The sequence below is a fragment of the Pseudomonas sp. NPDC086278 genome (genome assembly GCF_050280905.1).
GTDB lineage: Bacteria > Pseudomonadota > Gammaproteobacteria > Pseudomonadales > Pseudomonadaceae > Aquipseudomonas.
This window is the reverse complement of record NZ_JBNNWE010000026.1, coordinates 50,097-63,235: the sequence shown is the minus strand read 5'-3', so window position 1 is coordinate 63,235 and position 13,139 is coordinate 50,097. Positions and strand designations below refer to the sequence as shown.

At 60.3% G+C, this 13,139-nt stretch carries 12 protein-coding genes and 1 pseudogene; 3 read left to right on the top strand and 10 right to left on the bottom strand.

Annotated elements, in window-relative coordinates:
* A pseudogene (locus tag ACQKP4_RS11005) lies at nt 1-170 on the top strand (1-acyl-sn-glycerol-3-phosphate acyltransferase); the annotation flags it as partial.
* A gap of 157 nt (nt 171-327) precedes the next feature.
* Nucleotides 328-1,299, top strand: coding sequence for a magnesium and cobalt transport protein CorA (locus ACQKP4_RS11000; protein WP_427632998.1), 972 nt, complete (start codon nt 328-330; stop codon nt 1,297-1,299).
* Nucleotides 1,300-1,489: 190 nt separating this feature from the next.
* On the opposite strand, the gene ACQKP4_RS10995 is transcribed toward ACQKP4_RS11000, so the two are convergent.
* The 3 genes from ACQKP4_RS10995 to ACQKP4_RS10985 form a co-directional block, all read right to left on the bottom strand.
* Nucleotides 1,490-2,212 carry an amidotransferase gene (locus ACQKP4_RS10995; RefSeq protein ID WP_427632996.1) on the bottom strand — a complete coding sequence of 241 codons (723 nt, stop codon included), beginning with the start codon at nt 2,210-2,212 and terminating at the stop codon, nt 1,490-1,492.
* A gap of 95 nt (nt 2,213-2,307) precedes the next feature.
* A complete protein-coding gene (locus ACQKP4_RS10990) occupies nt 2,308-4,452 on the bottom strand; it encodes a 3-hydroxyacyl-CoA dehydrogenase NAD-binding domain-containing protein (protein ID WP_427632994.1) in 2,145 nt (714 codons plus the stop codon).
* A gap of 25 nt (nt 4,453-4,477) precedes the next feature.
* Nucleotides 4,478-5,683 carry an acetyl-CoA C-acetyltransferase gene (locus ACQKP4_RS10985; protein ID WP_427632992.1) on the bottom strand — a complete coding sequence of 402 codons (1,206 nt, stop codon included), beginning with the start codon at nt 5,681-5,683 and terminating at the stop codon, nt 4,478-4,480.
* Nucleotides 5,684-6,265: 582 nt separating this feature from the next.
* On the opposite strand from ACQKP4_RS10985, the gene ACQKP4_RS10980 reads away from it, so the two are divergent.
* Nucleotides 6,266-7,087, top strand: coding sequence for a c-type cytochrome (locus ACQKP4_RS10980; protein WP_427632990.1), 822 nt, complete (start codon nt 6,266-6,268; stop codon nt 7,085-7,087).
* A gap of 111 nt (nt 7,088-7,198) precedes the next feature.
* Here ACQKP4_RS10980 and ACQKP4_RS10975 read toward each other — a convergent pair whose 3' ends face one another.
* The 7 genes from ACQKP4_RS10975 to ACQKP4_RS10945 form a co-directional block, all read right to left on the bottom strand.
* Nucleotides 7,199-8,008, bottom strand: coding sequence for a transglutaminase family protein (locus ACQKP4_RS10975; RefSeq protein WP_427632988.1), 810 nt, complete (start codon nt 8,006-8,008; stop codon nt 7,199-7,201).
* The gene (locus ACQKP4_RS10970) at nt 8,005-8,955 is read right to left on the bottom strand and encodes an alpha-E domain-containing protein (RefSeq protein ID WP_150630098.1); all 951 of its coding nucleotides are present in this window, start codon (nt 8,953-8,955) and stop codon (nt 8,005-8,007) included. Before ACQKP4_RS10970 ends, ACQKP4_RS10975 begins: the two co-directional genes overlap by 4 nt.
* A gap of 12 nt (nt 8,956-8,967) precedes the next feature.
* Nucleotides 8,968-10,377 carry a circularly permuted type 2 ATP-grasp protein gene (locus ACQKP4_RS10965; protein WP_017337349.1) on the bottom strand — a complete coding sequence of 470 codons (1,410 nt, stop codon included), beginning with the start codon at nt 10,375-10,377 and terminating at the stop codon, nt 8,968-8,970.
* A 394-nt stretch (nt 10,378-10,771) separates the two neighbouring features.
* Complete coding sequence (locus ACQKP4_RS10960; RefSeq protein ID WP_427632986.1) at nt 10,772-11,113, bottom strand: ribonuclease E inhibitor RraB; 342 nt, start codon at nt 11,111-11,113, stop codon at nt 10,772-10,774.
* Nucleotides 11,114-11,325: 212 nt separating this feature from the next.
* Complete coding sequence (locus ACQKP4_RS10955; protein WP_427632985.1) at nt 11,326-11,559, bottom strand: hypothetical protein; 234 nt, start codon at nt 11,557-11,559, stop codon at nt 11,326-11,328.
* Between the two features lie 226 nt (nt 11,560-11,785).
* Nucleotides 11,786-12,661 (bottom strand): polyamine aminopropyltransferase, encoded by an 876-nt coding sequence (gene speE / locus ACQKP4_RS10950; protein ID WP_427632983.1) that lies wholly within the window; start codon nt 12,659-12,661, stop codon nt 11,786-11,788.
* Nucleotides 12,662-12,937: 276 nt separating this feature from the next.
* Nucleotides 12,938-13,129, bottom strand: a complete 192-nt coding sequence (locus ACQKP4_RS10945) for a PLDc N-terminal domain-containing protein (RefSeq protein ID WP_427632981.1) — start codon at nt 13,127-13,129, stop codon at nt 12,938-12,940.
* Between the last annotated feature and the right edge of the window lie 10 nt (nt 13,130-13,139).

Sequence of the window (13,139 nt, the reverse complement as noted above, 5' to 3'; positions counted from 1 at the left end):
AACACATGCGATTGAACCGCTGGCGCAGTGGGAAAATTCTGATTCGTTCGTTGCCGGCCATTCCAACCGCCGGATTGAGCCTGGACGACATGCCCCTGCTGATCGCCCAGTGCCGCGAACAGATGCGCGAGTGCATCGAGTCGATGGACCGGCAACTGCAAGCCGCTTGAAAAAACCCGCCTGGCGCGGGTTTTCTTTTGCCCGCGGGCGCAGGCCTGCGAACTCGGCAGATTTCACTGCCTCCCAAGCCACAGACAAGGCTAAGCTGCACGCTGTTTGACACTTTTTGCTAAATGAAAGCCTGCCAATAAGAAGTGAACCAACATCATGGGTAGAGTTGTCGCTGCTGCGGTTTATAGCGCCGGTAAGAAAGTCACCAATATCACTCTCGACGAAGGCGCTGCCTGGGCTGCCAAGCCTGGCCACTTTGTCTGGATCGGCCTCGAAGAGCCGAATGCCCACGAACTGGGCAACCTGCAACGCCAGTTCAACTTGCACGAACTGGCCATCGAAGATGCCCTGGAAAAACACAGCCGACCGAAGCTCGAAACCTTCGGCGATGCGCTATTTATCGTCACCTACTCGCCGATCCGCGAAGGCGGCAAGCTTGAGTTCATCGAGACGCATATCTTTGCCGGCAAGGGTTACATCATTACTGCGCGCAATGGCCACTCGGCGTCCTACGCCTATGTCCGGCAACGCTGTGAGGCGCGTCCGCTGTTGCTGGAGCACGGGGAAGATTTCGTGCTCTATGCCCTCCTCGACTTCGTGATCGAAAACTATCAACCGGTGGGCGAAGCGATCCATGCCGAGATCGATGAGCTGGAGCGCAACGTGCTGTGCAGTGCGCTGAATGAGCGCGACATTCAGAACCTTCATGGCTTGCGCCGCGACGTGTTGCGCTTGCGCCGTTATGCCGCGCCGATGGTGGAGATTGGCGAGGAGCTGCAACGGTTGAGCTTCCCGTTTATCGACAAGAACATGCGTCCTTACTTCCGCGATGTGCAGATTCACGTCACGCGGCAGATGGAAGACCTGACGACGCTGGCGGATATTGCCAGTCAAACCATTGAAGTCGGGGTGTTGTTGGAGGCGTCACGCCAGAGCGTGGTGCAGCGCAAGTTTGCGGCGTGGGCGGCGATACTGGCGTTCCCGACGGCGGTGGCCGGGATTTACGGGATGAACTTCCAGAACATGCCGGAGCTGACCTGGCATTACGGGTATTTTGCGGTGCTGGGGTTTATTACCGTCGGGTGCGTGGGTTTGTGGGGGAGTTTCAAGCGGTCTGGATGGTTATAAATCCTGTGGCGAGGGGGCTTGCCCCCGTCGGGTCGCGTAGCGGCCCCCGGCATTCTTTTTGACAGACGACGTAGGCGACTGCTGCGCAGCCGAACGGGGCAAGCCCCCTCGCCACAGGCAAGCCCCCTCTCCACAGGCAAGCCCCTCGCCACAGGCTACGCGGCCTCGCCACAGGTTTTGTGTTGGCTCGTTAAACCGCCGCTGGCTTGTGCGCTACAAACCGCATCATCCATTCGGCAACGGTGGCGCCGTGATGCTCATGCTCAAGGCTCGCCACGCCTTTGGAATACACCTGCTCGCCCAGCACTTGCTGACGGATCTCCAGCAGCGCCCGCGAATAATCGTGGATGAATTCCGGGTGTCCCTGGAAGCACAGCACTTGATCGTTGATGTGATACGCGGCAAACGGGCAGAAATCGCTTGAGGCGATGACGGTGGCGTTTTCCGGTAGCGACGTGACTTGATCCTGGTGGCTGATCAACAAGGTCAGCTCTTCACGAACCGGGCTCATCCACGGTGCCTTGGCCGCGAGTTTATATTTGTGCGTGCCGACGCCCCAGCCCTGGGTTGCGCGCTCGCTCTTGCCGCCCAGCAGCAGCGCCAGCAACTGATGGCCGAAACACACGCCCAGCAGTTTGTCGCCGCGCTCATAGCGGTTCAGCAAGTAAGTTCTAAGGGTATCGATCCACGGGTCAGTGCCGAAGGAATCGGCCTTGCTGCCCGTGACCAGATAAGCGTCGAAGGTCAGGTCATCGCTGGGGTATTCACCCTGCATCACGTTGTAGACGGTGAACTCGGCAGCGATGGGTTGCTGCGAAAACAGACGCTGGAACATCTGCCCGTAACCCTGATATTGATCGACCAGCTCCGGACGCAGGATGTCGGTTTCCAGAATGCAGATGCGTAACGACATAAAAAATACCTGACACGTGATGGGAATAATGAACACCCCAGAGCCTGCCTCGAAACACCGTTCCAAGGCAAGCCCCGCGAGGCGTCATCGGTCCCTTAAAACACCTCCCCTTTAGCGGCTTTTTCCAGCAGCAGCGCCGGTGGCGCGAAGCGCTCGCCATACTGCTCGGCCAGATATTGGGCGCGGGCGACGAAGTCCTTGACGCCGTACTGGTTGATAAACTGCAGCGCGCCGCCGGTCCAGGCCGCGAAACCGATGCCGAAAATCGAGCCGACGTTGGCGTCCGCCGTTGAGGTCAACACGCCCTCCTCGACGCAGCGCACGGTTTCCAGGGCTTGCACGAACAGCAAGCGATCACGCACATCCTTCGGTGAAATCTGCCCGTCGGCCTTCTCGAAACGGCTTTTCAGTTGCGGCCACAGATGCTTCTGGCCACCCGCCGGGTAATCGTAGAAACCGCCGCCAGCCGCTTTACCCGGTCGCTTGTATTCGTTGAGCAGCAAATCAATCACCGCAAACGCCGGATGCTCTGTCAGCGGTTTCCCTTCCGCTTGCAGGTCTTTGGCGGTTTGCTGACGGATGTGGCTCATCAGGCTGAGGGAAACTTCGTCGGAGATCGCCAGCGGCCCGATGGGCATCCCGGCCTTGCGGGCTTCGGTCTCGATCATTGGCGCGCTGACGCCTTCGCCAAGCATCGCAATGCCTTCGTTGGTGAACGTGCCGAACACCCGCGAAGTGAAGAAGCCCCGGCTGTCGTTGACCACAATCGGGGTTTTCTTGATTTGCAGGACGAAATCGAAACCGCGCGCCAGGGTTTCATCGCTGGTGTTGGCGCCCTTGATGATTTCCACCAGCGGCATTTTCTCCACGGGGCTGAAGAAATGCAGGCCGATGAACTTGCCCTGATCGGGCACCGCCGTAGCGAGGCCGCTGATCGGCAGCGTCGAGGTGTTAGAGGCGATCACTGCGTTGGCGCCGACAACTTTTTGCGCCGCCGATGAGACCTTGGCTTTGAGTTCGCGGTCTTCGAACACCGCTTCGATAATCAGATCGCAGCCGGCCAGATCAGCATCCGTTGCCGAAGTTTGAATCCGCGCCAGCACGGCGTCTCGCTGCTCGGTGCTCAACTGGCCACGGGCAACTTTCTTGTCCAGCAGCGCCGCCGAATGCGCCTTGCCCTTTTCTGCCGCCGCCAGGTTGATGTCTTTGAGCACCACGTCGATGCCCGCCGAGGCGCTGACAAAAGCGATGCCGGCGCCCATCATCCCGGCACCGAGCACGCCGACTTTCTGGGTCACGTACGGCGCAAAACCGTGCGGCCGCGAGCCGCCCGCGTTGATTTCGTTGAGCTGGAACCAGAAAGTGCCAATCAGGTTTTTCGAGATCTGGCCGGTGGTCAGTTCGGTGAAGTAGCGGGTTTCGATCAGGTGCGCGGTGTCGAAATCGACTTGGGCGCCTTCAACCGCCGCGCAAAGAATTTTCTCCGGAGCCGGCAGGCAGCCTTGGGTTTTGCTGCGCAGGATCGACGGCGCAATCGCGAGCATTTGCGCGACCTTCGGGTGCGACGGCGTGCCACCGGGAAGCTGATAACCCTTCACGTCCCAACGCTGCACGGCCGCTGGATTGGCCAGAATCCAGGCCCGCGCCTTGCTCAACAATTCGTCGCGGTCCGCCGCGACCTCGTCAATCAAACCGGCTTGCAACGCCTGTTGCGGTCGCACTTTTTTACCTTCGAGCAAGTACGGCAGGGCTTTCTCGATGCCCAGCATCCGCACCATGCGCACCACCCCGCCGCCGCCCGGCAGCAAGCCGAGGGTCACTTCCGGCAGGCCAAGTTGCACCGACGGGCTGTCCAGCGCGATGCGGTGATGACAGGCCAGGCAGATTTCCCAACCACCGCCCAGCGCTGCGCCGTTGATGGCGGCCACCACCGGTTTGCCGAGGGTTTCCAGGGTGCGCAGTTGCCCCTTGAGGGTCAGCACCATGTCGTAAAAGGCCTTGGCTTCGGGCTTGCCGACCTTGATCAGTTCATTGAGATCGCCGCCGGCGAAGAACGTCTTCTTCGCCGAGGTGATGATGACGCCGGCGATAGATTCTTTTTCTGCCACCAACTGGGCGACGCACGCGGCCATGGCCTCGCGGTAGACCGCGTTCATGGTGTTGGCGCTCTGGCCTGGCATGTCGATGGTCAGGACGACGATCTGGTCCTGGCCCTTTTCGTAACGAATGGCTTGGGTCATGAAAGTGTTTCCTTGAAGTCAGGGCTCAGAGGCGTTCGATGATGGTGGCAATGCCCATGCCGCCGCCGACACACAGGGTCGCGAGGCCATAGCGCAGGTGCCGGGTTTCCAGCTCATCGAGCAGCGTGCCGAGAATCGCGCAGCCAGTGGCGCCCAGGGGATGCCCCATGGCGATGGAGCCGCCGTTGACGTTGACCTTGTCCGGGTCGATGGCCATGTCCTTGATGAACTTCAGCACCACCGAGGCGAACGCTTCGTTGACCTCGAACAAATCGATGTCCTCGACCCGCAGCCCGGCCTTGACCAAGGCTTTGCGAGTGGCCGGCGCGGGGCCTGTGAGCATGATGGTCGGGTCGGTACTGGTGACCGCCGTGGCGACAATTCGCGCCCGTGGCTGCAAGCCCAGCTCGCGCCCCTTGGCTTCGGAACCGATCAACATCAGTGCCGCGCCGTCGACGATGCCGGAGCTGTTACCCGGCGTATGCACGTGGTTGATGCGCTCGATATGGCTGTAGACCCGCAACGCGGTGGCGTCGAAGCCCATCTGTCCCATCATCTCGAAACTCGGCTTGAGCTTGCCCAGGCCTTCCAGGGTCGAGTCGGCGCGGATGAACTCATCGTGATCCAGGAGGATGATGCCGTTCTGGTCCTGCACCGGCACCAGCGACTTGTTGAACGAACCATTGGCCCGCGCCCGCGCCGCTTTCTGTTGGGAGTACAAGGCGTAGGCGTCGACGTCCTCGCGGCTGAAGCCTTCAATCGTGGCGATCAGGTCGGCGCCCACGCCTTGCGGGGTGAAATGGCTGTGCAGGTTGGTTTGCGGGTCCAGCGCCCAGGCGCCGCCGTCGCTGCCCATCGGCACGCGCGACATCGACTCGACGCCGCCGACCACCACCAGGTCTTCGAAGCCGGAACGGACCTTCATCGCGCCGAGGTTTACCGCCTCCAGCCCCGAGGCGCAGAAGCGGTTGATTTGCACGCCCGCCACGCTGACGTCCCAATCGGCCACCTGCGTGGCTGTCTTGGCGATGTCAGCACCTTGATCGCCAATCGGCGTCACGCAACCGAGCACCACATCGTCGACCTGACGGGTGTCGAGTGATGTGCGCTGTTGCAGCGCCGTGAGCAAACCGGCCAGCAGATTCACCGGTTTGACACTGTGCAAGGCGCCATCGGCCTTGCCTTTGCCACGGGGCGTGCGTAACGCGTCGAAAATCAAAGCCTGGGTCATGACGTCCTCGAACCTTTTCGGTGAGAAAAACTGAGCCTCCACCTTAGGCCGAGCTGCCACGGATTCAATGACCGCAGCGCTCACCCGCATTGACGGACACGCTCAGACGGACGGTAGTCAGCTATCGGATTAACCGTTTCAGGACTCGGAGCTGTCTAGCAAAAGGGCGCCGAAGAAGCTGGCAATAAGCCTCATGCCTTTTTAAAAGCCTTTTATGAGTCAACCATATGAAATGGATCTAAGCCACGAGTGACGCGGGCCCTAAGGTGAACATGTACGAAGTTGTCGTCGGGTTTTGCCGAGGCACTCGTCTTACAGGAAGTGCACCGCTCTGCCGTCATGGAGATATGCAGGCAGGCATCAGGAAATAACAAAAAAGGCGGTCAGCCATGTTCAAGCATTCGAAAGTACGTCAAGCCGGGCTCATTCTTTTCGCCACTACGCTGTTGTTGATATTGCCGAACCTGACCAAGGTGATCGGCTGACTCCAGCGCCGGGTTTTTATATCGCCCTCTCAAAAACGTAACTGGCCCGCTACCCGGGCCAGCGCGGGTGTGCCAACCTTTGCGGCACTCCCACGACATGGACGGCGATCGTTTGAAAAAGCTCATTCTGTTCGGGGCCTTGCTGCTCAGCACGCCTCTGTTTGCCGCACAGCTGAACCTTGAGCTGGGCGAGCACAGTCGCACCTGGCAAACCGGGGAACTGCTCAAGCACCCTCAGCTTCAGACCATCACCGTTAAAGACGACGTTTCCTACAATCGCGACATGAGCTATCAAGCCGTGCCGTTGGCGGCGTTGTTGACGGGGATCAAGCCTGAGGATCATCTGCAAGCCCTGGCGCTGGACGGATTCGCCGCAGAACTGGCCGCCGCGCCCTTGCTCAACACCCAAGGGGCGCGGGCATGGCTGGCAATCGAAGACCCGGGCAAACCGTGGCCGGCGCTGTCAGCGGGCAAGCCCAGTGCCGGGCCGTTCTATCTGGTGTGGGTCGATCCGCAAGCCGGCAATATCAGCTCCGAGCAATGGCCCTTCCAGGTCGCCAGCATCAAGCGCATGGCCCCGGTGGCCGAGCGGTTCCCTGCCCTGCTGCCCGATTCCGCCTTGAAGGCCGACGATCCGGTGAACCTGGGGTTTGCGTCGTTCCAAAGGAACTGCCTGGCATGCCATCGATTGAACGGTGCCGGGGATGCCCAGTTCGGGCCGGATCTGAATATTCCGTTTAATCCAACCGAGTATTTCGGGGCGGACTTCTTGAAGCGCTACATTCGTGATCCGCAGAGTTTGCGGCAGTGGCCGCAGGCGAAGATGCCGGGGTTCAGTGCGGAGGTATTGCCGGATGGGGATCTGGACTTGTTAGTGGGGTATTTGAAGCACATGGCGGGACGCAAGGTTAAGCCTTAACGCTGTGCTGTTTGGGCTGGCCTCTTCGCGAGCAAGCCCGCTCCCACAGGGGATTTGTGGTTAAACAGATTCCGTGTGGGAGCGGGCTTGCTCGCGAAGCGGTATCCCCAATTACTGCTGCTGGACGGAGATCACCGGCATCGGTGTTGGCGACACAAACACCTTGGCGTGCATCTGCTCGCACCCTCCACCCCGGCGCATCCCGCGCACCGGGCAGGCATCCAGATAATCCAGGCCCACGGCCAGCTTCAAATGGCGCTCCGGGCGGGCCAGTTCGTTGGTCACGTCAAAGCTGTACCAGGCGTCATCCAGCCAGGCTTCCGCCCAGGCGTGGCTGGCCAGGTGTTCGCTGTTCTCGCTGTACAAATACCCCGACACATAACGCGCCGGAATGCCCAAGCTGCGGGCGCAGGCGAGAAACGCGTGGGTGTGGTCCTGACAGACGCCGGCGCGCCCGGCGAAGGCCTGAGCCGCGCTGGTGTCGACTTCGGTGGAGCCCGGCGTGTAGGTCATGTGCGAATTCAGACCGTGCATCAAATCGATCAGCGCGGTGCGATCCCGGCGCTTCTTGCATTCTTTTTCGGCGAACGCACGCAAGGCTTCGTCGGGTTCGGTCAGGCGCGTGAAACGCAGGAACGGCAGCGCCGACTGGCTCTCGTGCTCGGCCTCGCGCAGTTCGTCGATGTCGACCTGGCCACGGGCGCCGATGATGATCGCTTCGTGCGGTTCGTCCATGGTCAGCACATGCAGGATATTGCCGAACGGATCGAGTTGCGCGCGCACCGGGCGCGGCAGGTCGAGCTGCCAGCTGAGCACGTGCTGGCGCTCGCTGTCGTGGGGGGTCAGCCGCAGGTACTGGATGCTCGCCCGCACCTGATCTTCGTAGTGATAGGTGGTCTCGTGGCTAATGGAAAGTCTCATGCAGCCTCCAGGTAAGAGCTGTGTATGGCGTTACCCAACTGGCGCACCAGCGGGATGAACTCGGTCAGCCAGGCGTGCAGGCCTTCGTCGAGAATTTCGTTGATACCGGTGTAGCGCAGGCGCGCGTCCATCTCTGCGGCCAGGCGTTGCGCGGGACGACCGTTGGCCCCCGGCAACTGGGCGAGGATCTGGTCGATTTCTTCCGTGCACGCCCGCAGGGAACGCGGCACATCGGCGCGCAGCAACAGCAACTCGGCCACATGCCGGGCACCGGGCGCGTCACGGTAGATTTCGGTGTAGGCCTCAAATGAAGACAGCGCTCTTAACAAGGCGCTCCATTGGTAATACGCGTGAGCCGTGCCGTCGCTGACCGCTTCGGCCTGATCGCCGGCCATTTCATAGCGGGCGTCGAGCAGGCGCAGCGTGTTGTCGGCGCGCTCGATAAACGTCCCCAGACGGATGAAACGGAATGCATCGTTACGCATGATCGTGCCGTAGGACGCACCGCGAAAAAGGTGGGAACGTTCCTTGATCCACTCGCAAAACCGGCTCATGCCGTAGCGACTCAAGCCCTGTTCGGCGATCCCGCGAATCTCCAGCCAGGTAGCATTGATGTTTTCCCACATGTCGGCGGTGATTCGCCCGCGCACCGCATGGGCACTGGCCCGCGCCGAACCGAGGCAACTGTAGATGCTGGCCGGGTTAGCCGCGTCCAGCGCGAAGAAATGCAGCAGCCGTTCGGCATGCAGCTCGCCGTGGCGTTCCAGGTAATCGTCCAGCGTGCCGGTAATCAGCAGCGGCATGGCCAGTTCGTGCAAACCGTCACCGCGACCATCCTGTGGCATCAGCGACAGCGAATAACTGATGTCGAGCATCCGCGCGAGGTTTTCCGCCCGCTCCAGGTAACGCGACATCCAATACAAATCCGAGGCAGTTCTACTTAACATGGCTTGCTTCCTTCAATCCTCGACCACCCAGGTGTCCTTGGTGCCGCCGCCCTGGGATGAATTCACCACCAGCGAGCCTTCACGCAGAGCAACACGGGTCAGTCCGCCGGGCACAACCCGGGTTTCGCGGCCAGACAATACAAATGGCCGCAGGTCGATGTGGCGTGGCGCAATGCCGTTTTCGACAAAGGTCGGACAGGTCGACAGCGACAACGTCGGTTGCGCGATGTATGCGTGTGGCTTGGCCTTGATTCGTGCGCGGAACGACTCGATTTCCGCTGCCGTCGCAGCCGGCCCCACGAGCATTCCGTAACCGCCGGAGCCTTGGGTTTCCTTGACCACCAGATCTGGAAGATTGGCCAGCACGTGGGAAAGTTCAGAAGGATTGCGGCACTGGAACGTCGGCACGTTTTTCAGGATCGGTTCTTCATCGAGGTAGAACCGGATCATGTCGGTGACAAACGGGTACACCGATTTGTCGTCCGCGACCCCGGTGCCGATGGCATTCGCCAGCACCACGTTGCCCGAGCGGTAGGACGAGAGCAGCCCCGGCACGCCGAGCATCGAGTCAGGATTGAACGCCAGCGGATCGAGGAACGCATCGTCGAGGCGGCGATAGATCACATCGACAGCTTTCGGCCCGTCGGTGGTGCGCATGAACACCTTGTCGTCGCGCACGAACAGGTCCGCGCCCTCCACCAGCTCCACGCCCATTTCCCGTGCCAGAAACGCATGCTCGAAGAACGCGCTGTTGAAGCGGCCGGGCGTCAGCACCACCACGCTCGGGTTGTCGATCGGGCTGGAGCTTTTCAGGGTGTCGAGCAACAGGTTCGGGTAGTGATCGATCGGTGCGATGCGCTGGGCCGAGAACAACTCGGGAAACAGCCGCATCATCATCTTGCGGTCTTCGAGCATGTAGCTCACGCCGCTCGGGGTCCGCAGGTTGTCTTCAAGCACGTAGTACGTGCCGTCGCCGTCGCGCACCAGGTCGACGCCCGAGATGTGCGAATAGATATCGCGGTGCAGATCCAGACCTTGCATTGCCAGCTGGTATTGCTCGTTGGCCAGCACTTGTTCAGCCGGAATGATGCCGGCCTTGATGATGCGCTGTTCGTGATAGAGGTCGGCGAGGAACATGTTCAGCGCCTTGACCCGCTGGATACAGCCGCGTTCGACGATCCGCCATTCACTGGCGGGAATGCTGCGCGGGATGGTGTCGAAGGGAATCAGGCGCTCTGTGCCCTGCTCGTCCCCGTAAAGCGTGAAGGTAATCCCGGCGCGATGAAACAGCAGATCGGCCTCGCGTCGCCGTTGTGCCAACAGCTCGTCAGGCGTCTCGGCCAACCAACGGGCAAACTCCCGATAATGCGGGCGGACCTGGCCGCCGGCATCGTACATCTCATCAAAATAGGTGCGGATCATGCCGTACTCCTTGTCACCCGGACATCTAGGCTTCGCAAGGCCCGTGCCAGCGGCAGAAACGCTTTGATATCAATCGGTTGGATAATCACGGCAGTTGCTTCGCACCATTCCTGTGCAGCAAATGCCCCAACCTGACCGCCCCCGCTTCATTGCAAGGCGACGTGGTCGCCTATCACCAGCATAGTCAGAGTTGATTTCACTGCCCGGCCAACGATGCGGATAATCCGCGCATTCGCTGCAAAAGCTCATCGAACTTCCCTTTAGCCGCCTGCTCAGGCGGTTTTTTTTGCGCCGGATTCTTGTTTCAGGATTTTGCCGGACGGGTTTACCGCCCCCACAAACTAAAACGGCCAACCCGAAGGCCAGCCGTTAGTGCGTGTCACTGTTCATAGGATTATGCGAGTCGCCCTCGTACCTCCTGCTTGACGCCCCAACCCTCGATGACGCCGCCCAGCGGCTCGACGATGGCTTCGAAACCCTGTTCGAAATCGCCGATGTCGTCGTAAGTGGCGTACATGACTTTGCTCAGTTCGAGCGCCCATGCGCCGTCGTCGCGCACACTGATTTGCGCATTCAGGGATTCACCGCGGTAATGACCTGCCGCTCTGCGGGCCCGCTCCTCGTCGGGGAAAATGGCGTAGAACTCGATGGGATGGAACCTTGAAAAATCGAAACCGCCTTCTTTCATGCGGCGCAGCACCGAGCTGCTGATGTCTTCTTGATAGGCTGTGCTCATGAAACGTCCCCCTCAAATTGATGGATAGACTTTCCGATCCCGACGCGCGCAACCGAATGGTGCGGGCGATGCGGCGAACAACGTTGCCGGTGGGAAGCAAGCATGTAGCTGACAAGACCAGACCTTAGCGATCCTTTCGCTGATCTCGGTTGCAGAGTAGCCCCAAGACGGAGCCACTGCCAAGGCCTGGTTTTAGATGTGACAGGAGAGGTTCAGATTGGCGTGATGCCGAGGATTTGAATGGCGTTCTGGGCTTTAAGACTTTTGACGCTCGCATCGTCGGTTCGCCCTTCCAGATCATTCAGATCCAGTTCGGCGGCGACCGGCAGGAGCCGGGCCTTGATCAGTTTGGCGGCGTGCTCGTTATCCGGGCACTCGTCGCACTCAAAGACTTCGTCGACGGTTTCACCGTGATCATCCAAGAAAGTGATTTTCCACTTTTGCATCACTGCCTCCTCGTTCAAACCCATGGGTGGGCTTACAACTATCTGGACTTTTGCCCGGGCTGAACGTTCAACAGAATTACACCGAGCCTGCGGTAAAAACACAGAACCCGGTGGGAGCGGGCTTGCTCGCGAAAGCGGTGCATCAGTCAATACACGTGTCGACTGATGCACCGCTTTCGCGAGCAAGCCCGCTCCCACAAAGGTATTGGGTTTGGCTCAGGGGAAATCAGTCGTTGCTTGGCTTGTTCACCGCCTGCAAGACGTATTGCGGCAAGGCAAACGCGCCGATGTGAATTTCCGGGTTGTAGTAGCGGGTGATGATGCCGCTGCCGGCGAAACGCTGTTGCAGGGTTTCACGGGACAGCTTGCGATAGGCGGTATTGGTCGCGCCCCAGGCAAACGTCATCGAGCCGCCAATGTAGGTGGGTACGGCGGCCTGATAGAAGTGCCAGTCCGGGAACAGGCTGCGCAGGCGGCCGGCGGTGGTTTTGACTTCTTCGATCTGCATGAACGGCGTGCCGTTCTGGGTCACCAGAATGCCGCCTTCGTTCAGGCAGCGACGGCAGGCCTGGTAAAAGTTTTCGGAGAACAGCACTTCACCCGGGCCGATCGGGTCGGTGGAATCGGAGATGATCACGTCGAACTTTTCGGTGGTGGTCGCGACAAAACGCATGCCGTCGTCGATCACCAGGTTCAGGCGCGGATCGTCGAACGCACCCTTGGAGTGGTTCGGCAGGAACTCCTTGCACATGTCGACCACGGTGCCGTCGATCTCGACCATGGTGATGTGCTCGACGCCGCCGTGTTTGGCCACTTCACGCAGCATGCCGCCGTCGCCGCCACCGATGATCAGCACGCGCTTGGCGCTGCCGTGCGCCAGGATCGGCACGTGGGTGAGCATTTCGTGGTAGATGAATTCGTCGGCTTCGGTGGTCTGGATCACCCCGTCCAGCGCCATGACGCGGCCCATGCGCGGGTTCTCGAAGATCACCAGGTGTTGGTGCTCGGTGCGCACTTCGTGCAGCAGTTTTTCCATGCGAAAACGCTGGCCGTAGCCTTCGTACAGGGTTTCCAGGTATTCGCTGGTAGGCGTGTTGCTCATGGGAAGTGCTCCGATGAATGCGGTGGCAACGGACGGTTACCCGCCCATGATGGCCAATCGATTGCCTCGATTGCCCGGGAAAGGCGCGCATTCTACGTCGCGGAAGATGACAGGTCGAACCTCACTTGATGAGTCGACACAAACGCCTGTGGGCGCTGCGGTGCGACGTCTCGACTTGCCTGCGATCCAGGCAACTCGGCTGTCAGGTGTACCGCAGCGATTCCATCGCGGGCAAGCCACGCTCCCACAGGTTCAGTATCGGCTGTGGGAACCCGTTCAGATCCGCACGTTACCGCGTGGCCCGGCGATGGCCCAGATGATCAGGCCAAGCACTGGCAGCAGCAGGATCAGCAGGATCCAGACGACTTTCATCCCGCCGGAGGCGCCACTTTTCAGCACGTTGATGATTGCCCAGATGTCGAGGGCCAGGATAATCAGGCCGATCAGGCCGTTGAACGTGGAACCCATGGTGTCGCTC